This window comes from Bacillus sp. SJ-10 (genome assembly GCF_002843505.1).
In the GTDB taxonomy this organism is placed as follows: domain Bacteria; phylum Bacillota; class Bacilli; order Bacillales; family Bacillaceae; genus Bacillus; species Bacillus velezensis.
Map to the genome: position 1 here is coordinate 2,863,814 of NZ_CP025258.1, position 23,844 is coordinate 2,887,657.

Sequence of the window (23,844 nt, forward strand, 5' to 3'; positions counted from 1 at the left end):
TAGGACACTTTCTTATATGAAAAAGGAGTTCTAAAATAGAAATCTCCTTTTTCATGTGCTAATTATTTTTCTTTATAACGAAAATATCTGAAGTCGGCCGGAATATGATGACCGCTCGTATCTTGGCATTGCATCCCCACAAAAGCTCCTGTAAAGAATCCCCCGCCGCGGATGTAATCATCTGATAATTTTTTCGATTCCAATGCAATGTCGATTTTGTGCCAATCTTCTTTGTTAAATGAATACAAATAATAATATTTTTCGTTTTCAATATTCACTTTTAAATAGACATACTTGACTTCACGAGGAATCACAATTTTATTTTTTAACGGTTGTGAAAAAGAGAAGTTATCACATATCGTTAATTCAAGAATACGGCCAAGCTCTTCATCATACGTGACTTGAAGAGCCGTCCAGTTCTCTGTATTGTAATAGTTCACCAAACCAGCGGCTTGCTGAAAATTTTCCGGATAAAACGCAACAGCCGTTTCGGCTTCAAAATGGAGACTTTGCCAGCGTCTGGCTACAAATGCCTGAGTAAATGTCGAAGTTAAGGATTCATGACCGTATAATCGTAAATGATTTGGCACTTGAGTTAATGATCCTAATTTCTCCGTAAACGGAATTCTTAACGTTTGAAAATTAATATTTAATGTTGCATCCTCAAATTCATCAACTTCCGGATACGTGTCTTCAAACATTGTTTCAGGTATAGAAGGCGCATCCACCTCCAAGCTCCCTTCTTTTCCGCCTTTTACATAAGGCCAGCCATCTTTCCAATAGAGCTTTTGAATAGCAGTTTCTCTGCCCAAAGGACAATATCCCCTCTGCTGAAAAATTGAATCATCGTCCGGATGAATGGGACGTCCCGTTAAATGAGCTAAATACCACTCATCTGTATGTGTTTGTACAATGGATGCATGTCCGCATTTTTGCAGCGGATTTTCCGGCGCATGCCATGACGTTAAGATAGGATTATCAGGATGAACTTCATATGGACCCTCAATATTTGCAGAACGGGCAATTGTAGCAGCATGTTCGAACCGCGTTCCTCCTTCTGCGGTTAATAAATAATAATAGTTCCCGATACGGTAAAGGTGCGGCGCTTCTGTGAGCTTTCTTTCAGTTCCTTTAAATATCACTTTCGGTTTACCGATTAGTTTTTGCTCCTTATCAGAATATTCCTGCATGACAATGCCTCCAAAGGAGTGCCGATCAATACGCTGATCCCATAACATATTTAATAAATATTTTTTTCCATCCGTATCATGGAACAAAGAAGCATCAAAACCCGAGCTGTTTAATGGTATCGGCTCCCCCCACTCACCATTAATCGTGTCACAAGTCACTAAATAATTGTGACAATCTTTCCAGGCGCCATCTACGACCTTAACATCCGTATAGATCAGCCAAAACTTTCCGTCACTGTAACTTAAACATGGCGCCCAGACCCCGCCTGAATTAGGATTTCCTTTCATGTCTAATTGCGATACTCTCTGTAATGGATGTGCAACTAAGTGCCAATTGACTAAATCTTTTGAGTGGTGTATCTGGACTCCCGGAAACCACTCAAATGTAGATACAGCGATATAATAATCCTCTCCAACCCTGCAAATACTCGGATCGGGGTTGAATCCTTTAAGTACTGGATTGATAATCTTCATTTTGAACTCCTCCTCAGCTATTTTCTGTTGACTCATCATGTTTTAAGCTTTGAAATCGTCAATATGATCCAAATAAACTTTATCTCTATTCTCTAATTCTCGAACCATGCTTTTATATTTTTTCTCATCTAAGTTATAGAAATTAATATCAATCATGGCCAGAACCAGTAAGAACACGGGAATAATGGTTGTTGTAATTAAAATTCCCGTCAATGCCTCCGGCGTTTGCACCTGATTTGCCACATATCCAAACTGATCTAGAACCAAACCCGGTACAACCCCTCCCAAAGCCATACCGAATTTAAAGAAAAATCCGATAATAGCGTATATGAGACCGCCCATTCTTTTCCCGGTCTTATACTCTCCATATTCTATTGTTTCAGGAATAAGCGCCCACATATATCCCCCGGCAGTGAGACTTCCGGCAGCGGCCAGTAATCGAAAGGAAAGTATGAGGAATACATTACTTGACGGAACGAAAAGTAAAGCTAAGAGGCCGATCATATTCAGTAATAATGCATAGTTTAGTAATTTCTTCTTCCCTAATAATTGATGAAGCTTTGGAATAAACGGTAAAATGACCAAAGCAGGCAAACTTCCCAACAAACCGTACCACTTCACCAAATCCGCTCTTTCTAAATTATACGTTACGTAATAGATGCCAACCGAATTACTGATTGAATTCACTCCAAAAATAATAATAAAGAAAATACTTAATACAACTAGAGGCCGATTCACACGAAATTGCTCAAATATATCCGAAAATTTAATTTTTTCTTCGGATTTTTGAAGCGTGACACGCTCTTTTGTGCTTTTAAAACAAAAGATTAAAAGGCACCCGCCTATAACTCCCATAATACCCATGGTTAGCTGCCAGCCAAGAGATTCGCTGCCGGAAGTATCGCTTAAATAAGCAGCCAGTAAGGGAACAAAAAATGCAACGACAAGTCCCCCAAGATTCGCAAATAACATACGGACAGACGTTATACTAACAACTTCTTGATTATTTCTGGTCATTGCAGATGTTAACGCGCCATATGGCACGTTTATCATTGTGTATGTAAGCGATAAGCCGACATAGGTGATATAAGCATATATTAATTTCCCCATATCCGAAAAATCCGGGGTTGTAAAACAGAGTATTGCCAATATGACAAAGGGAAAAGCTCCGTATAAAAGATACGGTCTAAAGCGGCCAAACCTGCTATTTGTTCTGTCAACTATTGTTCCGATAAAAGGATCAGCGAGAGCGTCGATGATTCTAACCACTAAAAACATCGTACCGGCTGCTGCTGCCGATAAACCAAAAACATCTGTATAGAAGAACAAAAGATACGTAGACACTGTTGCATAAATTAAATTACATGCAAAATCTCCAGACGCATATCCAACTTTTTCAACCATGCTGATCTTCTTTACATTTTCACTGAGCATGATTTCCTCCCCTTTTCGATCCTTTACATAAGGAACATGATGAAATGGTATAACATTTCTTCAATTTTATCGGCCAGTGAGCGGCATATAAAAGCGCTTTCAAAAAATGACAGCGGTTTACTTTCACAGAGCATTTTCAACATCCAAATGGTGATCAGATAGCAGTGAACAGGATAAAAACTTGGCTTTCGCTTTCTACACCTCCAATTAAATCGAGCCTCTTATCCCCCTCCCATTTAAGACCTTTACATGATGGATAATTAAAGCGGGTTTCATTAGTTTGTTGACCGAACAAACTAACTTGATTTCATATTATAAAATCTTTTCTGCTTTTTCAACTCTTTTTTCAGAGAATTTAAAACCGACCAAAGGACATACCATGTTGTAATTGCCGACTGCTTCGACAGACGTTAAGTAAAAACCCCCTGTGTCACCTGACTGACTTATAAAATGATAAGCACTTCCATCATCTTTTCGTATAGAAAAACGTATTAATAAACAGGCACTAGAAAAAATGAGAATCATATATAAGTGATATCCCGTTTAATTGGTTGAGGAGGATATTATGAAACCTATGCTGCCTTTTGAAAAGTATTTTGGTGATTTAGAACTGGTTTATGCATTTTATGGAGCTATGCCTACCGGTGTTACGGTTTCGGAAACTGGTCGTATTTTCATTTGTTTTCCGAAATGGGGAGACGATGTTAAATTTACGGTGGCAGAAATAGTTGGGGATAAATTGCAGCCTTATCCTGATTTACAAACCAATTTGGTTAACCCCGAGACTATCAAAATGACTTTCATCAGTGCCCAAAGTGTAGTTGCTGATGGAAGGGGAACGCTTTGGGTACTAGATACAGCGGCGCCCAATTTTTCTGAACCAATTAAAGGCGGGGCAAAATTAGTCGCTGTTGATTTAAAAACCAATACAATCAGAAGAGTGTATACCTTTACAGAAGATGTTGTCCTGCCAACAACTTACCTGAATGATGTCCGATTTGATTTTCGTGTTGGAACTGCAGGTTATGCCTATATAACGGATTCTTCTTCCAAAGGACCAGGAGCGATTATCGTCGTTGATTTGGAAACCGGAAATGCATGCAGACGGTTAAATGGAACAAATCCTACTTCACCGGATTCCTATTTTATACCGAAAGTAGAAGGCAAAATTTTGATGAATCGTAACAGGGATGGTTCAACTTCCCCATTTAGGCTGGCATCCGACGGTATTGCGATTTCTCCTGACGGAAAAGTATTATTTTTTTGCCCACTGACCAGCCGTCATCTGTTCTCGATCTCAACAGAAGCCCTGAGAGATAGAAATATACCGGACATGGATTTACTTTATCATGTAGCTTATTGGGGAGAAAAAGGCGCGTCTGATGGAATGATTACAGATGCAAAAGGCGCCATTTATGCCGGAGATTATGAGAACAATAGTATTCGAAAGATGCTGCCGAATGGCACAATGGAAACCATCGCACATGATCCGAGAATTTTATGGCCGGATACTTTTTCGATTGGTCCGGATGAATACTTATATGTCATCGTGAACCAATTACATCGGCAGGCTAGATTTCATTATGGAAAAGACTTACGACAGAAACCTTATAGTTTACTTCGTATCAAAATTGATGAAGCTCCTGCTTTTTGAAAATAAAAATGGCCGGTTCCATTTTAGAGCATAATTGGCTTCATTTAGCCTTCATCCTAAAAGAAATCAAATTTCAAAAGAAAATGAAGAAATCTTATAATATCCTTATTTACATATAAATGGTTTATTCGAGCCATTTATAACGCACTGTTGACGTATATAAGAAAAAAACAGACCTCCCTTGAGCCTCAGAACCTGAAGGAATAGGTCTATCATGAATATCAGATGAGCAAGCCCTTTGATGGGCATCTTTTATTACAGAGCCGGGGCGATAACAACACCCCGGTCTTTTTATTAAGGGTAAAACACTGAAACCCGTCTGTATTTTACAGTTTGTCACGCTTTTCGAGTTGCTCTTTTTTATCAACTCCTTATGCTAATCGCTTAATAAGAATTGCGCCTCACACATACTTCGAGAGGAAGCCAAGTACAGTAAGATCGAAGGTAAAACGAAATTACTATTCCCCGATACGGCCGCCGCAGACTAGCTGCTATCCAGGTTCAGAATGTTCCTCTCGTTCGGCTTCATTCCTCAACACCTTTGTCCCGTATCCGGATACGCCATTAATAAGGGTTAGGCGCGTCACCCGTGTTTTGTTGATAGGTTAAGTTTATCGAGATTTCAAACATAAATAGTCCCCCTTTTCTCCCCCAATTTGTTCCCTGTTTTGTCGGAAATTTGACGCTTATTTGTCGTGTTTTACACCCAAATAAAATAAACAAAAAAGAGCAGACCTAAGTCTGCTCCCTTCAAAATTTTATGATTTGTCATTATCAGATAGCCTTAGAACCGTAATACTCAATAATATTAAGCCTATAAACGTGCCGTATTTTCCGGTATCTATATCTGTGAGTGGAGCCACAATATATTCAATTAAGAATATAATAATAGCTATTGAGACTAATATACGATTCATTTGACATTACCACCTTAATAATTAACCATTTCTCCAAGGTACAACAACAGGGGTACCAATTATCCAATTATAAGAAATTCCGTACTTTCCATAATCGGATACTTTTTTTATGGCATACTTACCAGCAAACATTGCCCCTGCAATTGCTCCAGCATATACTGAAATCCCAGGTTCCATATAAATATGGATGTCTTTCGTTTGGCTGGCTGCTAAGGATTTTTTCTCAATGATCATGCGTTCTTCATCATCCAGGCTGTTTTCTAACGCCCTTTCCATCTGCTTAACCTTCAGTTCATTTAATATATGAAAGAATCTCTGATTGAAGGAAACGGGCTGATGCCAGCGTCAACCGATTCCTTTTTATTCTCAAGCTGTACTTTTAATGCTCGATAATCTTTGAGTTCTTTGATCACGATTTTACGGACTGCCTTCAAATCTACTGGATGAAGGAATGAAAGTTGTTCTGTCACACCCGTCCTCCTTTCATAATTAGGCAATGTTTTATTCAATATCAAGTTTATAAAAACCCAAGCGCGTGATTAAATACCTAAAACAAGAACGATAAAATTTACCTAACACGTAATACATAATTTGGAAATAAGATGCCACTGTAAATAATTTTCCAAAGGAGCTGTTTGAGAATGTATCCAGTGTATTACCCTTATTTTGTTCCATATTCAGTTAACCAAGAATTTGATTCATATCGAATTCATGATGAATTCGATCAAAGAAAGTATGAAGGTCGCGTAGGCCAAATTGTTAGAGCCCCTGCAGACACTGAATTTTGGAAAGTTGGTACACGTGTATTTATTCACAGAGTATTCTTTGACTCGCGTGGTAGAGAACATTTGTATGTAGTCTATCCAATACAAAACCCTTCAGGGCAATGCAGAATAAACGGTGTACAAATCAGCCAACGAAAGTTTGATGGAGTAGCATCCTATAGTGCAATGGAGTAGTTTCTTCTTTCTAGGATAAATTTATTTGACATTTAAACAGAGTTTGCACATGCTCTGCTGTAATATTATAGCCCCTTTATCTTTTTATTAGTTTCATGCTTCTTAATCTTTTTCAATTACAACATTATTTTCCTAAGCATTTCTTCAATTCTTAAAGGGGCCGTATATTTTATTTTTAATAACTAAAACAAACTCACGGCCGGTTCCAATGCATGCAAAATCTCCAAATACAATGTTCCTGACTAATCCCATTACTATTTCCTCCTTTTGATCTTCTTAAGATTTAATTCACACAAGCCCGCCTTTCAACAGTTCCCGGGCCATATAACGAAAGGGGTGGTAAATGTAATTTCCGGTAGCGTAGGTCTGATAAATACCGTTGAAAAATTGTAACGAACTTCAAATGTTTTCAAGCTACCCAGCAACGCTTTCGGTTCATACTTTGAACGATATTTCCCGATGAGAATCTTTTAGTATCCTTCCAGGTCTTCCACCAGAAGAGTGAAAGGATGCCTGGATGCCCGAATCAATTCATTTTCAGAACGGGAGCGGTCTTTTATCGACTGCACCAGCTCGTCCACTCCGTTTTTCCGCAATTGCTGCATTCAAATTTCCTTTGAAATTGATTGCCGCTTTCTTTTTACGGAGATAATCAAGAACATGCTGATTTTTTTGCTCCCTCGTATCCACAATTATGACCATGCTGCCCAGAATTTCTTTTAACTCCGTTTCCGATTAGTTACAGTGAATAATTGTCATGCTTTCTTCCCCTTAAAATACGACATGTCCCCATCATAAATTTCTATGGAAAGCTGGTCCTTTTCCTCGCTCTCAAAGTTTGAAACGGATTCTTTTAGCTCCCTCCAGCCGTTCTCCCAAAAGAGAACGAGTAATTTCATCACTTTCATAACTGATTCAAAATCATGATTGAACCAGTCGTCTATTTTTCTATTAATATCTTGATCAATGCCCATGTAATAATTAATAATTTTATCTATGGTCTGTTTCACACTATGTTCATGATCCGAGTATTCACCTTTCAAATATCGAATAATACAAGAACGACTGGGCCATAAAAGTATTCAAGTTACATCAGATATTTACCCACACATCAGCACAAAAATTGACAGAGATTCAATGAATAAGTACAAGGATTATACCTCCACAATTATGGAGTAAGTTTTTATTGTTTTTTTGTGGGTGTTTTGTGGGTGATACTTGATTTATATTAAGATATTAAACTTGTTAAGAAACCAAAAAATCCCCTGACACCAATAGTGCCAAGGGATTGAGAGATTAATACTGAGACATGTATTGTTCGCGCTCCCACGGATGAACCTGTGTGCGGAACATATCCCATTCGATTTCTTTTGCTTCGATGAAGTGTTCGAACAGGTGCTCGCCGAGCGCTGCAACCATGACTTCGTTTGATTTGAATTCGTTGAGAGCTTCCGCCAGTGTCGCCGGAAGATCTACGATGCCGTTTTCCATGCGCTCTTCTTTGCTCATGACGTAGATGTTGCGGTCAATCGGAGCCGGTGCTTCAAGTTTATTTTTGATTCCGTCAAGGCCTGCTGCAAGCAATACGCTTAACGCCAGGTACGGGTTTGCCGCCGGGTCTACGCTGCGGACTTCAACACGCGTGCTGATGCCGCGGGAAGCCGGGATACGGATCAGCGGGCTTCTGTTTTGCGCGCTCCATGCCACGTAGCAAGGTGCTTCATAGCCTGGAACAAGGCGTTTGTAAGAGTTCACTGTCGGGTTTGTAACAGCCGTAAAGCTTGTCGCGTGTTTTACGATACCGGCAATGAAATGTTTTGCTGTTTCACTCAGCTGAAGATCAGCGTCTTTATCAAAGAATGCGTTAACGCTATCTTTAAAGAGTGATAGGTTGCAGTGCATACCGGAACCGTTTACGCCGAACAGCGGTTTTGGCATGAATGTCGCATGCAGACCGTGTTTGCGGGCGATCGTTTTGACAACCAGTTTGAAAGTTTGGATGTCGTCACAAGAACGGATGGCACCGGCATATTTAAAATCGATTTCGTGCTGACCCGGAGCAACTTCATGGTGAGATGCTTCGATTTCAAAGCCCATTTCTTCAAGCTCAAGCACGATATCGCGGCGGCAGTTTTCTCCCAAGTCAGTCGGAGCCAGGTCGAAGTATCCGCCTTTATCGTTCAATTCAAGCGTCGGTTCGCCTTTTTCATCTAATTTAAACAGGAAGAATTCAGGCTCAGGTCCAAGATTGAAATCGCTGAAACCGAGTTCTTTCATTTCTTTCAGAATCCGTTTGAGGTTGTTACGCGGGTCACCTTCGAACGGCGTGCCGTCCGGATTGTAAATGTCACAGATGAAGCGTGCTACTTTACCTTTTTCAGCAGTCCATGGGAAGATTACAAATGTGTTCAGATCAGGATATAAGTACATATCAGACTCTTCGATACGGACAAAACCTTCGATGGAAGAACCGTCGAACATGCATTTATTATCAAGTGCTTTTTCAAGCTGGCTCACAGGAATTTCCACGTTTTTAATCGTTCCGAGAATGTCTGTGAACTGAAGGCGGATATACTTTACGTTTTCCTCATTTACTAATTTTACGATGTCTTCTCTTGTGTACTTTGCCATTTCGTAAAACTCCTCCTCTAAAAGGTAAATGTATATAGCAAAACAGTTGCTAACGGATTAATGAAAGAATCGGGACATGTCACCTTGGCGGAAAGTATTTCCCCGCTGGAAACGGCCTGCCTGCATCAGTTCGTTTTTCAGAAGCTTTCTGAGTTCGTCATCAGACAGATCGTGCTTCATCGGTTTGGCGGTTTTTTCGGATTTTTCTTCCGGTTCGGCAGATGCCTTATCCAGAATTTGTTTGATCCCCGCCATATTGACGCCTTGTTCAATCAGATTTTTAATTTCTAACAGTTTATCTACATCATGGAATGAAAATAATCGTCTATTTCCTTCGCTTCTCGCTGGAAATATCAATCCATTTTCCTCATAATATCGAATTTGCCGGGCAGAAAGTTCTGTTAACTGCATGACAATCCCAATTGGAAATAAAGGCATTGAGCGGCGAATGTTATCACTCATCTCAATTTCCTCCTTTTCTTATCTTAGTCTCATTATAGGTGATGTTATATTTTGTGTCAACACAATGTGAGGAATCTTAACATCAAATTCTTTGAAAATTGCAAACGGCCTAGATCAGCTCTTTTTCCATTAAAGCATTTACGGCGCTGCAAATCGCATTTTTCACGTGCGCGTAGGTTAATCCTCCTTGGACATACGCAACATAAGGCGGTCTGATAGGTCCATCTGCTGATAATTCAATGCTTGCTCCCTGTACGAAAGTGCCCGCTGCCATAATGACATCGTCTTCATATCCCGGCATATAGCTCGGATAAGGCGTCACATGCGCATTAATCGGTGAAGCATATTGTATCGCCTGGCAAAAAGCGATCATCTTTTCAGGGTCCTGAAACTCAACTGATTGAATCAGATCCGTTCTCGGCGCATTCCATGCAGGGTTTGACGTAAAGCCGAGCTTTTCAAGAAAACGGGCGGTAAATACCGCTCCCTTCAAGCTTTGCGCCACTACATGCGGAGCGAGAAAGAAACCTTGATACATTTCCTGCAGTGAATAAAGCGAAGCCCCGGCTTCACTTCCGATTCCCGGGGAGGTCATCCGGTAAGAGCAGGCCTCAATCCACTTGGCTTTCCCTACAAGATAGCCGCCCGTTTTAGCAAGGCCGCCGCCCGGGTTTTTAATCAGGGAGCCGGCCATAAGATCCGCTCCGACGTGGCAGGGTTCCCGCTCTTCTGCAAATTCTCCGTAGCAATTGTCCACAAAAACAATGACATCTTCTTTGATTTCCTTTACGAAACGAATCATCTCTTCAATTTCATTTATTCTGAAAGACGGACGATTCGCATATCCTTTTGAACGCTGGATGCCGATCACTTTTGTATTCGGCCGGATTGCAGCCCGGACCGCTTCAAAGTCCACTCTGCCTTCTGATGTTAAATCGACTGCATTGTATCCGATTTGAAATTCCTTAAGCGAGCCTGAATACTCCCCGCCTCTTACTCCGACGATTTCCTCAAGTGTATCGTAAGGCTTGCCTGTAATATAAAGCAATTCGTCCCCGGGTCTCAGCACACCGAAAAGCGCGATTGAAATCGCATGCGTTCCGGAAATGATTTGCGGCCGCACGAGTCCCGCCTCTCCTCCGAACACATCAGCATAGATCTTCTCCAGTGTATCTCGTCCGATATCGTCATAACCGTATCCGGTTGAAGGCGTAAAATGCGTATCGCTTACTTTATGTTTTCTGTAGCTTTGCAGGACTCTCCATTCATTCCGTTCACTGATTTCTTCTATTCTTTTATGAACGGCGGAGATTTCCGCTTCTGTTTCTTCGGCGGTTTTTTGTAAAAGAGCGCCGTGGGTCAGTGTGTCAAACATGTTGTGTATACCTTCCTTACATGAATTTCTTCAGTTCTCCGAGTATGCTTTGTTCTTCCTGTACATAACCTGAGACTTCGTAGCGTTCATTTTCTTCATTAAAATAAAGGCTGTCGATCATGGTCTCTGATTTGATGCGTGACATCAATTTGCCTTCGGCGGCAGGCACATGAACTTCATACGGCGTCATCAGCTCCCGGCGCAAATAAGATTCGATTTCCGCTTTTAGTTTTGCTTCATCCCCGGCGATTCTGGCGCTGATCATGATGTGGCCTTCTCCCGCTGTCGGGATGAAGTCAGGAAGTGTCTCATCACGTTTGTTATAAGCGGTCAGCACCGGAATATCATCTGCCTCAAGCTCTTTTAACAGACCGAGGACCGTCTGTTCATGTCCGGCATAATCTTCATTGGATGAATCAATGACATGAATGATCAAGTCTGCTTCCTTCACTTCCTCAAGCGTTGAGCGGAAAGCGGCAATCAGCGTCGTCGGCAGATCCTGAATGAAGCCGACCGTATCAGACAAAAGGACGCTGTAGCCGCTTGGGAGCGCCATCTTTCTCGTCATCGGATCAAGTGTTGCAAACAGCAGATCTTCTTCATAGCTGTCTGAGCTCGTTAATTGATTGAACCATGTTGATTTTCCGGCATTGGTATACCCGACGAGTGCAGCCTGAAGCACGCCGTTCTTTTTTCGTCTCTCCCGATAACGGCTTCTGTGGCGGATAACCGTTGAAAGCTGCACGTTAATTTCGTGTATGCGGTTTCTAATGTGGCGCCGGTCTGTTTCAAGCTTTGTCTCACCGGGCCCTCTCGTCCCGATTCCGCCGCCTTGTCTTGAGAGATTGATTCCTTGTCCGCTCAGACGCGGCAGCGCGTATTGAAGCTGGGCCAATTCGATCTGAAGCTTTCCTTCTCTCGTCTTCGCCCTTTTTGCGAAAATATCCAAAATAAGCTGCGTGCGGTCGATGATCTTCGCTTCAATTGCAGTGGCGAGTGATTTAAGCTGGCTCGGTGACAGTTCATCATTAAAAATGACCAGATCTGCTTCAAGCTCTTCACACAGCGCCTTCAGCTCGTCTACTTTCCCCTTGCCTATATATGTAGCGGCATCCGCTCTGTTCCGTTTTTGCGTAATCCGGGTCAGCACCGTTCCGTCAGCCGTTTTTGTCAATGAAGCAAGCTCTTCCATGGAATGTTCAAAGTGCTCATCTGTCATGTGCGGAAGCTGGCAGCCGACCAAAATGACCGTTTCTTTTTTTCCTTCCTGTTCGTTCAAATGGATGTTCCTTTCTGTGTCGTATTGGGCAGTAGTACTATCATACCAAACCCGCAGGGCGTATACCACACATCCGGCGGGTTTTAAAGAGAGAAATAAAAAAGAGACCCCTCAGACCGGCTGAGAGGTCTATTCGTGAGCTGCCGTCTCATCTTTTATAAGTAAATCCTGGCTCTTGATCGTCATTAAATCGTTTTTTAAGTATTGGTCTCCCATTAAAAGTCTCATAGCCTGAGCGCGGATCGATTTTTCAATCACGTTTCTGACAAAGCGCCCGTTGCTGAATTTAATGGGGCTTGTCGTGCTTTTCACTGTCATTAAGTAATCTTTTAACTTCCACTCGGCTTCCTGGCTTAATTGATACTCCCGCTCTGCTATCATGCGCTTTGCGATGTCCATCAGCTGAGTGACAGAGTAATCCGGAAAATCGATGCTGATAGGGAAACGCGATTGCAGGCCGGGATTTAATGACAGGAAATGTGTCATTTCTCTCGAGTACCCTGCCAGGATCAGAATAAATTCATGCTGTTTGTCTTCCATATGCTTGACAAGCGTATCAATCGCCTCTTTACCGAAATCCTTTTCTCCGCCCCTTGCAAGTGAGTATGCCTCATCAATGAATAAAATGCCGCCGAGCGATTTTTTAATCAGATCTCTCGTTTTTTGCGCCGTGTGTCCGATGTATTCACCGACCAGATCGGCACGTTCCGCTTCGATCAGATGTCCTTTGGAAAGCACGTTCATTTCGAAGAAAAGCTTGCCGATCAGTCTCGCAACGGTGGTTTTCCCGGTGCCGGGGTTCCCTTTGAACATCATATGAAGAGCTTGTTTTCCGACTTTCAGCCCTTGTTCGGCCCGTTTTTGGTTGACGAATATCCACGCGTAAATTTCTTTAATGTTGCGTTTCATTTCTTCCATACCCACTAATGTGTTCATTTCTTTTTCAATTTCTTTCAGAATGCTGTGCTTGGCTTCATTTTTTTGCAGGGCGGCCTGATATTCCGCCTCAGCTTCCGCATTTGTCAGCACTTGCTTTTGGCCATTAAGAATGATGTTAATTTGTCCGTTATTTTTATAGGTTACAGCGCGCTCCAACATGCTCACCTCTCTGTTCTCTCTTTATCTTACTCATTATGAAGCGGTTCCGTGACATCCGCCTATCATCATGAGACCTGTTTTCCTCTTTATCTGTCACTTTTTCCGTTCTCTTCGGGAATGATGTTGAATCCTGCGCTTTCCCGAGAAATATTTTTCATTTCTTATTGTATTCAGCAGAAACGGGAGGACAAACCATTTATTTTTATTTTTCGGGAAATGTTGGGTATATTTCTCATTTTTTTCATGAATGACAGCCGTACAAGCACCTTTTGAATATCATCATATGCTGTAATGAGGTGATGGAGAATGGTTAAAATTTTTATAGACCCCGGTCATGGCGGAACTGATTCAGGTGCAACCGGAAACGGACTTCAAGAAAAAGCGGTCACGCTGGAGATCGCGCTGGCTTTGCGCACGATTCTGACGAATGAGTATGAAGGAGTTTCTGTCACGATGAGCAGGACAAGCGATAAGACGGTCAGCCTGACGGAAAGAACGGATGCCGCCAACAGCTGGGGCGCAGATTATTTTTTATCCATTCATATTAACTCAGGAGGCGGAACCGGATTCGAAAGCTATATTTACCCCGGTGTCGGAGCGCCGACCTCGACTTACCAATCAGCCGTCCACACGCAAGTGATTCAAGCATCAGGTTTTAATGACCGAGGAAAAAAAACAGCTAACTTCCATGTGCTGCGGGAGACAAGTATGCCGGCGATTTTGACGGAGAATGGTTTTGTTGATACGTCAGCTGATGCAAACAAACTGAAAACAGCCAGTTTTATTGAAAGCCTTGCAAGAGGACATGCCAAGGGCTTGGAGCAAGCTTTCGGTCTAAAAAAAAAGGCTGACTTATATAAAGTGCAAATCGGCGCATTCAAAGTGAAAGCAAATGCTGATGCGCTTGCCGCCGATGCGGTGTCTAAAGGTTTTGACGCGATTGTGCTTCCAAAAGGCGGCTTATTTAAAGTGCAGATCGGCGCATTCTCTTCCAAAGATTATGCTGAAGCGTTGGCAGCACGGGCCGAAAAAGCCGGATTTGATGCCTTCATTGTGCAAGACTAAATGAAAAAACCCCTGCTCTCCCTTTTTTGGGACGAACGGGGGTTTTTTGTTATTGAAGTATATCGGCGACAAACTGAGACCAAGCTTCAAGACGCTGATACACATTTTCCTCTTTCAGTTCGCTCAGTTTCATCCAGCGCCCGGCGATTTGATCTTTTTCTTTCACTTCGACTTGTGCCGCAGACGCTAACTGGAGCGCAGAAAGGATGCCGATATGCACCTTCCCTACATCGTTTTCATCATCATTGATCAGGCCGAGTGTGACAATGTTTTGTTTGTCCTCCTCGCGAATGTACAGTTCTTCCGCCAGCTCCCGGTTGGTATTCTGTTTCAGCACTTCCGAAAATGAAGCCGCCCCTTCCATAGGGTTCATGTGTCCGCCGAAACCGAGAGAAAGCTTATTATGGAGGCGCGATTCCCCTCCGCCCGCGAGCCGTTCATACACAAACACCTCATCATCGCGGCGGATGACGACATACGGAATCGGCTGTTTAAATCGCGGGTCCTCTTCCGCGTCGCCTCTTCTGATTTCAAAAAAATGCGCCTCAATTTGAGCCATAATGTTTACGATACGTTCATCCTCGCTGTTGACTCCCTGAAATGTCAGCATTTCGTTTTGAAAGACGTCACTCCGCGGTGCAGCCAAGATGATTTCATCCATTTTATTCATGCCCGTTCCTCCTGTCTTACCTCTCCATTCAAGCCAAAAGAGCAGATATTATATCTGCTCTTCATCTTGGCCAAAATAAAAATCTTCGTCCTTAATCGGTTCTACCGTCGCCTTTTTGTAGCCGTTCCCTTTCATGGAGAAGAAATCATGTGATTTTGTTTTGGTGTTTAATCCGTTTAATACGATCGGATTAATATCCTCTTCTTCAAAGTAAGGATCGAACCCTAAGTTCATCAAAGCTTTATTGGCGTTATAGCGGATGAATTTCTTTACATCGTGTGAGAGTCCGACTTGATCGTACAAGTCCTCTGTATATTCAAGCTCATTTTCATATAACTGATTCAGAAGGTCAATCGCAAATTCACGAAGCTCTGCTTTTTTCTCTTCTGTCTGTTTATTATAAATTTCCTGAGCAAGGAGACCGACATACACGCCGTGAATCGCTTCGTCACGAAGGATCAGGTTAATGATCTCACCGCTTTGCATCAGTTTTCCTTGTCCGTAGAAATATAACGGATAATAGAAACCGCTGTAGAAAAGGAAGCTTTCCAGATAGACGGAAGCAACCATCGCTTTGAACAGTGAAATTTCATCATCTTTTTGAATGGCTTTGTAAAGCCCGACAATCATTTGCGCTTTTTTCTGCAAATATTTATTTTGTTTAACCCATTCAAATACTTCATTAATCGTTTCAGTCGGAGCAAGCGTCATAAAAATATTTGAATATGATTTTGCGTGCACCGCGTTTTCCATCATCGCCATGAAATTAAGAACCGCTTTTCGCTGATGGCCTTCGACGTGCTCGGCCACAATCGGCATGCCCGTGTTCCCCTGCTCTGTATCAAGCAGTGTCAGGCCGGCGAGCACCTTCATGTACGTATCCTGCTCATTTTTACCCAAATACTTCCAAGTGAGAAGATCGCCGTTTAATGCGATCTCTTCCGGAAGCCAAAACTGCTTTACGTTTTGGTTGTAAAACATTTGGGTGAAATCATCTTCATGCTTTGACCAGTTTGCTGCGTCATAAATTTTTGTCACTGTAAACTCTCCTTTAATCAAACGACACAAGAAAGACAGCTGTCCTGCCCGGTATCTTTCGTTCTTGCATAGTAAATGGTTTTGATGCCTCTATGGTGGGCATACAGATCAATACGGTTCAGATCACGAGTTGTCATCGTATCTTTCAAAAACAGGGTAAAGCTGATTCCCTGATCGATATGCTGCTGGATTGTCGCGATCATATCCACCACTTTGAACATGTCCATATCATAAGCTTCTTTGTAGAAGAACCAGTTATTAGACGCTAACCCCGGCATCGGGTAATACGTTTTTGAATTTCCGTATGTTCTTTCTTCGATCCGTTCCATGATCGGCATAACGGACGCCGTGCTGGATTGGACGTAGGAAATGGAGCCTGTCGGCGCGATGCACAGTCTGTAGCTGTGGTACATGCCGTTTTCAGCGACAAACGCCTTCAGCTCTTTCCAGTCTTCGATTGTCGGAATGTGCATGCCTTCAAAGAGCGCAGCGATTTTTTCGTATGCCGGTGAGAACTCTTTTTCGATGTATTTATTGAAATATTCTCCCGTTGCATAAGTGGAGCCTTCATAATGCTCAAACGTTTCGCCTTTTTCTTTCGCAAGCTCAGCTGAACGCTGGATGGAATAAAAGTTCACCATCATAAAGAACGTATTCGCAAAATCTCTTGCTTCCGGGCTTTCATACGCGATGCCGTTTTGGGCCAGGTAGCCGTGAAGGTTCATGGCGCCTAAACCGATTGACTTCATCGCTTTGTTCGCGCGTCTGACTGCCGGCGCGTTGCGGATATCCGTCGTCTCAGATACATGAGTCAGGGAATCCGTCGCGAGTTTCACCGTGCGCTCAATCGATTTATGTTTCATGACATTCAGTATATTTAATGAACCAAGGTTGCAGGAAATGTCCAAGCCGATTTCGTCTTCCTCGTCATAATCTGTGTAAGCCGAAACCTGTGACGCCTGAAGCACTTCAGAGCAAAGGTTCGAGAATTTCACTTTTGATACGTGGTTATTCGCGTGCTCTTTGTTTACGTTATCCTGGAACATAATGTACGGATAACCTGACTCAGAACGGAGAACGGCAAGCTTTTCAAGCAATTTGCGCGCATTCACTTTTTCTTTTTTGACACGCGGGTTGTCGACAAGCTCTTCATACATCGCCGTCATGTCCATTTCGTCCATATGCTGGCCGTATTCTTTATAAATCGTATGCGGATAGAATACATAAGCCGCTTTATCCTCACGCGCAAGCTCAACGAACTTATCCGGAATGACGACACCGATAGAAAGCGTTTTGACGCGCACATCTTCATCCGCAGAAATCTTTTTCGTATCAAGAAAATCATTGATATCGCGGTGGAAAATATTTAAATACGCCGCGCCTGAGCCTTGTCTTTGGCCCATTTGGTCAGCGTAACGGAACGCATTATCAAGAAGCTTCATGACGCCTACAACACCTTTTGTGGCGTTTTCAACATCTTTAATCGCTTCGCCTTTCGCGCGAAGCTTGGACAGATTAAGAGAAACCCCGCCGCCCAATTTAGACAGCTGCATGGAAATATCGATCGCCCGTGAAATATCGTTTAAGGAATCATTGACTTCGAGCAAGAAGCAGCTCACCAGTTCTCCGCGGCGTTTTCTGCCGGCATTCAAAAATGTCGGTGTACTCGGCTGATATTCCTGGTTGATCATCAGGTTTACATATTCTTTTGCTTTCTCAGTGTCGCCGTTTGCGAAGAACAGCGCGACGATTGAGATTCGGTCCTCATAACGCTCGAGAATTCTTTTCTTGTCATTCGTTTTCAAAGCATAGTCATTATAAAATTTAAACGCACTCATGAAGGAAGGAAAACGAAACTTCTTTGCGTAAGCTGTCTTAAACACTTCTTTAATGTCTTCAAAAGAGTAAAGGCTTAAGAATTCCTCTTCGTAGTATTGGTTTTCAATCAAATAATCCAGCTTCTCTTTTAAATCGTGAAAGTAAACTGTGTTTTGATTGATATAGTCAACAAAATAGCTATGTACAGCCTCTTTATCTTTATCAAACTGGAATTTTCCATCTTGTTGGATCATGATTTCGTTATTTAACTGGATCCATTTTGGCACTTGATTTTGTGACAAGTCTTTCTACCTCCTGAGTAAACAATTCAACGTCTTTAGATGTGCCGCTGAGTTCAAATTTGTGCAAGATCGGCACCTGATATTGTCTTGAAATGGTATCGGCGCTTTTTGCAAAGTTATCGCCCCATACTTTGTTGCCGCTCGCAGCGACTCCTAATAAGAGATGGGCGTATTTTTCGAGAAATGATTGTGTTGATGCCGGTACCTGGCCGAAGTTTGTCGTGTAGGTGACCAAAACAAACGGAGTGTCCACGTGGTCCGTTTCGTCCACCTTGCGGATCAGCTGAAAGTCTGTTTTATTCACAAAACGCTGAACATTCCCTGTCTTTGAATCAAATATGATTTGAACCATCCTTATCACGACCTATCAAAAATAATGAATCTCTTAACACTATATATAGTATACTAACCTCTCAGAAAAACACAACATATTGAGATCGATTTATAAAAAATTCATATTTTTGAAAGAGCGGACTTTGGCTCTGGCCCGATTAACGCCCAAAAAAGAGAGCAGAACGAGAATCATCTCTCATCCTACTCAAGGTGTCATGTGTAAGCCGATGTCTATCATAACATGAAAAAAAACTGCTTAGTAGTCTAGACTTTTATTCTTATTTTTTGTAAGAATCACATTTTTTTTCGCTTTCAACGGTTTCTTCAATCTCCACATCAGCACCGATTTCTTTCAGCACGGCTTTCAGAGCGCTTGTGATGGAAGCCTCTCTGATCAGTTCTTTGCCGTCAACGATGATGCTGGTTCCATATTCATAGCAGGAATCATCTTCACAAGTTTCTTCCCAATGGTTGATTATCACCTTGTGTTTCAATCGTCTCACCCTCTGCATGATCAATGTCAGTACTTAGTGTAGCTTGTGCGGCCCGCTTTGTAAATTCGAACGCTTGTGAAATTTATTCAAGCTCATCCAGCGCCGTTTCTTTTTTCAGTTCGATTTTATTCGTTTTTTCATCATAGCGGTATATTTTTAAGTAACCGTCCTCAAAGATGCCGAAACGATTATGTTCCAGCTGCACCATGCCTTCTGTCTGCGGTTCGGTATCCGCCAAGCCGCCGTCATCATCCGTCACCACCGTCTCATGATTGCTGCAAGCTCCAAACAGCAAAAAAACAGCGATCCAAACGAGCGTAATCCTGATTCTTCTCAGTTCATTTTCACTTTCGAACACGATTTTCCGAACCCCCTTTTATGTTTCCGATATACAGCCTGCAATATACAGATGCGCATAGAAAAAGACCATTGTTCATGGTCTTTTTCAAAAAGTCTATTCAAGCTCAAGCTGGACGTTTTTTTGCGGGGCGAACGTGGAGATGGCATGTTTATAAATAAGCTGCTGCTTCCCCTCCGTTTCGAGCAAAACGGTAAAGTTGTCAAAGCCTTTTACCTGGCCGCGAAGCTGGAAGCCGTTGAGTAAAAACACCGTGACGAACGTATTGTCTTTTCGGATTTGATTCAAAAACTGATCTTGAATATTAATCGGTTTCATGTTTCGTCCTCCTTGGTTCTCAATACAATACTGTTTCGATTAAATTTCCAGTTTTCCTGCTATGCACTCGAAAATTTCCTTTTTTTTCTGCTCAATATCAACAGGCGGCGTCATATCTGTCCATGAAACGGGCATTTTATTGCGAAACCAGGTCAGCTGGCGTTTCGCATATCGCCTAGAATTTTGTTTTAATTGCTCCACAGCCTGAGGGAGCGGCACTTTTCCATCAAGATATTCATACAGCTCTTTATAGCCGATCGCCTGAATCGATTGGCTGTCCCGGATATTCATATCATACAGCCGCTTTACTTCGTCAAGAAGGCCGGTTTCCAGCATCAGGTCAACGCGCTCGTTAATCCGGCCGTACAGCACTTCTCTGTCCATTGTAAGACCGATAAGAACCGCATTGTAAAGCAGCTCCCGTTTTTGGGTTTTAAGATGCTCTGACATTGTTTTTCCCGATACATGCAGGATTTCGAGCGCGCGGATGACTCTTCGCGTATTGTTTTGATGAATGGCTGCCGCCGCTTCCGGGTCGGCTGCCGCAAGCTTGGCATGAAGCGCTTCCGCCCCTTCTTCAGCCGCCAGTTTCTCCATGCGCTCCCGGAATACAGGGTCGCCGGAGTTTTCCGTGAACGTATAGTCATACAGCACGGACTGAATGTACAGACCCGTCCCCCCGACAATCATCGGCAGCTTTCCTCTATCGGCAATCTCGGTGATTTTTCCTCTCACCATTTTTTGATAATCCGCCGTTGAAAAAGTGTCGGACGGCTCCAAAATATCAATCAGGTGATGCGGCACGCCTTCTGTCTCTTCTTCGGTGACTTTGGCCGTTCCGATGTCCATCCCTTTATATACCTGCATGGAATCTCCGCTGATGATTTCCGCATTCAGCGTTTTCGCGAGTCCGATGCTTAGTTTTGTTTTTCCGACTGCCGTCGGTCCGACGAGTATGACGACAGGCTGTTTTTTATTTTTCAATATGTATCACTCTCTTTTATAAATCTCCCCCTAATTATAGCATTCATTTCTTCAGGCACCTATCCATTTTGCCCTTTTTCCTGAGCGCTAAACGTCCACTACCATCCGATCGGCTCGTTTCCGACAACCTCTCTCGTTTTTCCTTTGAGTGTATGGCGGTGCGTTTTCCGTCCTTCCTCCCGCGGATCGTAAACGACGCCGCCGTGCTGGATCTGAATCGGCTCATTGTAGGCGGCAAAGGTGGTCTCTGAAAGCTCATGGTAATGTGTTCCGTCAACCCTCGGGATGGCAGGGCCGGAAATGCCGTAATACCTATGAAAATGGCCGTTTTCAAACGAGGTGATGCCCGTATAGAAATGTGTATGCTCATCTGTATTGCTGCCGTTCTCCGGCTGCGAAAAGCCTTCAATCAAATGGTAATGCCCCTGCACAACATCCGTAACCGCCCGGTATGCGTGTGTGTGCGGAGGTTTTTTTGACCAATCGGACTGATACAGACCCACAAAAGCTCACTCCTTTATTTTTTTGATAAACGCCCAATCAAAAATTGGTGGGCTGAATACTCTGTTATCATCTCAAATTTATTCTTGGAGGTACCTTAATTATGAATGAAGAATACACATACGCAGTAGATAGTGATATGAGACCGTTTGGGCGGCCTGGATTTGGGTTCGGCCGGCCGGGCTTCGGATTCGGACGGCCCGGATTCGGATTTGGATTCGGACGGCCTGGTTTTGGATTTGGCCGGCCTTGGTTTGGTTATGGATTCGGACGGCCGTTTGGTTTTTACGGCGGACCGTTTTTCGGAGGGCTTGTCGGGGGGCTTGTCGGAAGCGCTTTATTCAATCCGTACTTGTACGGGGGTTACGGCTACGGCTATCCGTATTTCTATTGACGAATCAAAAAGGCTCCTCCCCGGGGGCCTTTTTGTATAGGTCTAATGTCTTGACTTGGCGGGCAAAGTTCGGATATTATTTTACTTTACTGCCTTAAACAAAAGGCATAAGGATTATGATGAGAGGGGGATTTGATATGATTCTGGGTTATATCTTCCTCACAATTGCTATTTTATCAGAGTCAATCGGCGCGGCCATGCTGAAAGTCTCCCGCGGATTTACGCGGTTTTTGCCGAGCGCGCTTGTAGTGGCAGGCTATTCATTGGCCTTTTATATGCTTTCACTGACACTGAATCTCATTCCGCTCAGCTTATCCTATGCAACATGGAGCGGAGCCGGAACGGTGCTCGCATCCATTATCGGAGCGAAATGGTTTCATGAAAAACTGGACAAGCAGGCCGTCATCGGACTCTTTTTCTTATTGGCCGGTGTCATTTTGATGAATTGGTAGAAAGGAGAGGCATGCTGATGAAAGGATTACTCTGCCTGGCATTAGCCATTGTATCAGAAGTGTTCGGGAGCACGATGCTGAAGCTGTCGGACGGTTTTACGCACCTGTGGCCCGCTCTCGGCGTCATTGCCGGAATCGGAGCCTCTTTTATGTTTTTGAGCTTCTCATTGAAAAGCCTTGATTTATCCGCCGCATACGCGACATGGTCAGGTGTCGGCACCGCTTTAACGGCAATTGTCGGCTTTTTTGTTTTTAAGGAGGCCATGACAGTCAAAATGATGATCGGGCTTGTTTTGGTCATCACGGGCGTCATCCTGCTGAACCGTTCCAAGTCTCAAAAAGCTAAAAAAAATCAAACGGCCCGGAGCTGACCGTTTGAACTCGTCAAGCGCGGGCAGCTTTTACTTCAACCTCAAGCTCCATCTCCACGTTTCCTTGGACCGCTCGTGAAATCATACATGAGGACTCCGCTTTTTGCGCTAACTTCCTGGCGAGCGTAAAATCCGTTTCGGCTGCATCCGGCTTTAATAATATAAACGGGCGGTGAATGATTTTCTGGTACGTGAACACACCGTTCGTGACGTCTACAATTCCTTCAGATTCCATATGTAGATCTTCTTTATCCAGGCCGCTTCTTTCCATCATCGCCGCAAGCGTTATAATATAACAGGTCGCGGCCGCTCCAAGCAGCATTTCATCAGGATTTGTGCCTTCTCCGGGTCCGTCCATTTCCTTAGGAATGGACACAGCCGTCTCCAGCCGGCCGCTTTTAATATCGCCGACGTCGTTGCGATTTCCGGGCCAATTTGCTTTTAAATAAAAGTGATGTTTTGCCAAGGGACAAACCTCCTTTTTTTCAGTTTACTCATCTTTCATTGGTTTGTCTTTTTTTAAGCTCACGAATACTCTTGATTGATCACTCTTTTTATCGTACGGACAAACCGGTAAAATTCCTCCGTTTTTGTGAATTCCCTTTCGCGGTAATCAAAATTATCAAAAAACGCTTCCCGCTGTTTTCTGCTGATCTCAAGCTGTATGCTCAGCCCGGTTTGCGCCTGGTTATTGATATTTTCGGTGTCAACCCCGGCCAGACCGGTTTTTGAGGTTGCCAATTCTGCAGAAAATCCGTTTCGTTCGAGAGCTCTCACCAATTTTTTCGCCCGCTTCCGGTCGCTTCCTCCGACAAGAGTATTTTTCTCGTCGCCTTTATAACCGTGAACTGCGATAACATAATGGTGCTGCTTAATGCTTTCGACTGCTGAAGGCTCATCGAACTTGGTGCTCGTAATATGAAGAGTCTGGTTATCATGCGCTTTTAATCCCTCAAACAGGTAGGTTGAATAATCATCCCTGAAAGAGCGGACGATCTCGCTCACCCCGCCCTCAATTCTCCCTCCGTGCGGCGACATGATCAATACGGGGCTCCCCTTTCGCTTATTGTACGATATATGATAATCATCGGGGTCTTCGTGTTCAGCCAGATCTTTAAAATCTGTGTATGTATCAGAAGAATTCGAGGGATCAGGGTCTGACGCATAATGAGCACATCTTATTAGTAAGACCATTGCTACGATAATGATGACATTAAGTAAAATTCTTTTCATCAGCTCTCCTTCTTTGCTCCTTTCTGAAAAATGACATGTT

General features: G+C 43.1%; 26 protein-coding genes and 1 pseudogene. 5 read left to right on the plus strand and 22 right to left on the minus strand.

What is annotated here, in order from left to right:
* Positions 1-62: 62 nt before the first annotated feature.
* Positions 63-1,664 carry a xylan 1,4-beta-xylosidase gene (gene xynB, locus CXL14_RS14385; protein WP_014417988.1) on the minus strand — a complete coding sequence of 534 codons (1,602 nt, stop codon included), beginning with the start codon at positions 1,662-1,664 and terminating at the stop codon, positions 63-65.
* 42 nt (positions 1,665-1,706) lie between these two features.
* Positions 1,707-3,098 (minus strand): MFS transporter, encoded by a 1,392-nt coding sequence (locus CXL14_RS14390; RefSeq protein WP_014417987.1) that lies wholly within the window; start codon positions 3,096-3,098, stop codon positions 1,707-1,709.
* A gap of 565 nt (positions 3,099-3,663) precedes the next feature.
* Between CXL14_RS14390 and CXL14_RS14395 the strand changes: the two genes are divergently transcribed.
* On the plus strand, positions 3,664-4,752 hold the full coding sequence (locus CXL14_RS14395) for an L-dopachrome tautomerase-related protein (RefSeq protein ID WP_014417986.1): 1,089 nt from the start codon (positions 3,664-3,666) through the stop codon (positions 4,750-4,752).
* Positions 4,753-5,690: 938 nt separating this feature from the next.
* On the opposite strand, the gene CXL14_RS20435 is transcribed toward CXL14_RS14395, so the two are convergent.
* The 9 genes and pseudogenes from CXL14_RS20435 to spoVK all read right to left on the minus strand — a co-directional run bounded on the left by CXL14_RS20435 (position 5,691) and on the right by spoVK (position 13,473).
* A complete protein-coding gene (locus CXL14_RS20435) occupies positions 5,691-5,945 on the minus strand; it encodes an ArpU family phage packaging/lysis transcriptional regulator (RefSeq protein WP_232489688.1) in 255 nt (84 codons plus the stop codon).
* A gap of 20 nt (positions 5,946-5,965) precedes the next feature.
* On the minus strand, positions 5,966-6,139 hold the full coding sequence (locus CXL14_RS20440; protein ID WP_014417984.1) for an ArpU family phage packaging/lysis transcriptional regulator: 174 nt from the start codon (positions 6,137-6,139) through the stop codon (positions 5,966-5,968).
* A 777-nt stretch (positions 6,140-6,916) separates the two neighbouring features.
* Positions 6,917-7,330 (minus strand): annotated as a pseudogene (locus CXL14_RS14410) (ERCC4 domain-containing protein).
* A gap of 53 nt (positions 7,331-7,383) precedes the next feature.
* Positions 7,384-7,638, minus strand: a complete 255-nt coding sequence (locus tag CXL14_RS14415; protein ID WP_224759936.1) for a hypothetical protein — start codon at positions 7,636-7,638, stop codon at positions 7,384-7,386.
* Positions 7,639-7,924: 286 nt separating this feature from the next.
* Complete coding sequence (glnA, locus tag CXL14_RS14425; protein WP_014417840.1) at positions 7,925-9,259, minus strand: type I glutamate--ammonia ligase; 1,335 nt, start codon at positions 9,257-9,259, stop codon at positions 7,925-7,927.
* Positions 9,260-9,316: 57 nt separating this feature from the next.
* The gene (glnR, locus tag CXL14_RS14430) at positions 9,317-9,721 is read right to left on the minus strand and encodes a transcriptional repressor GlnR (protein WP_007611631.1); all 405 of its coding nucleotides are present in this window, start codon (positions 9,719-9,721) and stop codon (positions 9,317-9,319) included.
* Positions 9,722-9,830: 109 nt separating this feature from the next.
* Complete coding sequence (locus CXL14_RS14435) at positions 9,831-11,096, minus strand: methionine gamma-lyase family protein (protein ID WP_014417839.1); 1,266 nt, start codon at positions 11,094-11,096, stop codon at positions 9,831-9,833.
* A 16-nt stretch (positions 11,097-11,112) separates the two neighbouring features.
* Positions 11,113-12,375, minus strand: a complete 1,263-nt coding sequence (gene hflX / locus CXL14_RS14440) for a GTPase HflX (RefSeq protein WP_014417838.1) — start codon at positions 12,373-12,375, stop codon at positions 11,113-11,115.
* Positions 12,376-12,504: 129 nt separating this feature from the next.
* Positions 12,505-13,473, minus strand: coding sequence for a stage V sporulation protein K (gene spoVK, locus CXL14_RS14445; RefSeq protein ID WP_014721211.1), 969 nt, complete (start codon positions 13,471-13,473; stop codon positions 12,505-12,507).
* Positions 13,474-13,779: 306 nt separating this feature from the next.
* Between spoVK and CXL14_RS14455 the strand changes: the two genes are divergently transcribed.
* Positions 13,780-14,538, plus strand: a complete 759-nt coding sequence (locus tag CXL14_RS14455) for an N-acetylmuramoyl-L-alanine amidase (protein ID WP_007410370.1) — start codon at positions 13,780-13,782, stop codon at positions 14,536-14,538.
* Between the two features lie 49 nt (positions 14,539-14,587).
* Here the strand turns inward: CXL14_RS14455 and CXL14_RS14460 are convergent, their stop codons facing one another.
* The 9 genes from CXL14_RS14460 to CXL14_RS14500 all read right to left on the minus strand — a co-directional run bounded on the left by CXL14_RS14460 (position 14,588) and on the right by CXL14_RS14500 (position 21,356).
* On the minus strand, positions 14,588-15,208 hold the full coding sequence (locus CXL14_RS14460; RefSeq protein ID WP_014417835.1) for a hypothetical protein: 621 nt from the start codon (positions 15,206-15,208) through the stop codon (positions 14,588-14,590).
* 48 nt (positions 15,209-15,256) lie between these two features.
* Complete coding sequence (gene nrdF, locus CXL14_RS14465) at positions 15,257-16,246, minus strand: class 1b ribonucleoside-diphosphate reductase subunit beta (protein ID WP_012117608.1); 990 nt, start codon at positions 16,244-16,246, stop codon at positions 15,257-15,259.
* Positions 16,247-16,263: 17 nt separating this feature from the next.
* Positions 16,264-18,366 (minus strand): class 1b ribonucleoside-diphosphate reductase subunit alpha, encoded by a 2,103-nt coding sequence (gene nrdE / locus CXL14_RS14470; RefSeq protein WP_007611605.1) that lies wholly within the window; start codon positions 18,364-18,366, stop codon positions 16,264-16,266.
* Positions 18,326-18,718 (minus strand): class Ib ribonucleoside-diphosphate reductase assembly flavoprotein NrdI, encoded by a 393-nt coding sequence (nrdI, locus tag CXL14_RS14475; protein WP_014417834.1) that lies wholly within the window; start codon positions 18,716-18,718, stop codon positions 18,326-18,328. Before nrdI ends, nrdE begins: the two co-directional genes overlap by 41 nt.
* A 259-nt stretch (positions 18,719-18,977) precedes the next feature.
* A complete protein-coding gene (locus CXL14_RS14480) occupies positions 18,978-19,193 on the minus strand; it encodes a hypothetical protein (RefSeq protein WP_003154062.1) in 216 nt (71 codons plus the stop codon).
* A gap of 82 nt (positions 19,194-19,275) precedes the next feature.
* On the minus strand, positions 19,276-19,551 hold the full coding sequence (locus CXL14_RS14485; protein ID WP_014417833.1) for a YmzC family protein: 276 nt from the start codon (positions 19,549-19,551) through the stop codon (positions 19,276-19,278).
* Between the two features lie 96 nt (positions 19,552-19,647).
* Entirely contained in the window at positions 19,648-19,869 is a 222-nt protein-coding gene (gene hfq, locus CXL14_RS14490) for an RNA chaperone Hfq (protein ID WP_003154064.1), read from the minus strand.
* Positions 19,870-19,908: 39 nt separating this feature from the next.
* The gene (gene miaA / locus CXL14_RS14495) at positions 19,909-20,853 is read right to left on the minus strand and encodes a tRNA (adenosine(37)-N6)-dimethylallyltransferase MiaA (RefSeq protein WP_014417832.1); all 945 of its coding nucleotides are present in this window, start codon (positions 20,851-20,853) and stop codon (positions 19,909-19,911) included.
* Positions 20,854-20,951: 98 nt separating this feature from the next.
* Complete coding sequence (locus CXL14_RS14500) at positions 20,952-21,356, minus strand: YmaF family protein (RefSeq protein WP_014417831.1); 405 nt, start codon at positions 21,354-21,356, stop codon at positions 20,952-20,954.
* A gap of 137 nt (positions 21,357-21,493) precedes the next feature.
* Between CXL14_RS14500 and CXL14_RS14505 the strand changes: the two genes are divergently transcribed.
* The 3 genes from CXL14_RS14505 (at position 21,494) to erbB (ending at position 22,571) form a co-directional block, all read left to right on the plus strand.
* A complete protein-coding gene (locus CXL14_RS14505; RefSeq protein ID WP_370530899.1) occupies positions 21,494-21,748 on the plus strand; it encodes a hypothetical protein in 255 nt (84 codons plus the stop codon).
* A gap of 137 nt (positions 21,749-21,885) precedes the next feature.
* Positions 21,886-22,200: an SMR family multidrug efflux transporter EbrA gene (gene erbA, locus CXL14_RS14510; RefSeq protein ID WP_007410378.1), complete on the plus strand. Its 315-nt coding sequence runs from the start codon at positions 21,886-21,888 to the stop codon at positions 22,198-22,200.
* Positions 22,201-22,217: 17 nt separating this feature from the next.
* Positions 22,218-22,571, plus strand: coding sequence for an SMR family multidrug efflux transporter EbrB (gene erbB / locus CXL14_RS14515; RefSeq protein ID WP_007410379.1), 354 nt, complete (start codon positions 22,218-22,220; stop codon positions 22,569-22,571).
* Positions 22,572-22,584: 13 nt separating this feature from the next.
* Here the strand turns inward: erbB and CXL14_RS14520 are convergent, their stop codons facing one another.
* Together CXL14_RS14520 and CXL14_RS14525 are read right to left on the minus strand one after the other, a co-directional pair.
* Positions 22,585-23,037, minus strand: a complete 453-nt coding sequence (locus tag CXL14_RS14520; RefSeq protein WP_014305039.1) for an OsmC family protein — start codon at positions 23,035-23,037, stop codon at positions 22,585-22,587.
* A 59-nt stretch (positions 23,038-23,096) separates the two neighbouring features.
* Complete coding sequence (locus CXL14_RS14525) at positions 23,097-23,804, minus strand: poly-gamma-glutamate hydrolase family protein (RefSeq protein WP_014417828.1); 708 nt, start codon at positions 23,802-23,804, stop codon at positions 23,097-23,099.
* Positions 23,805-23,844 lie beyond the last annotated feature (40 nt).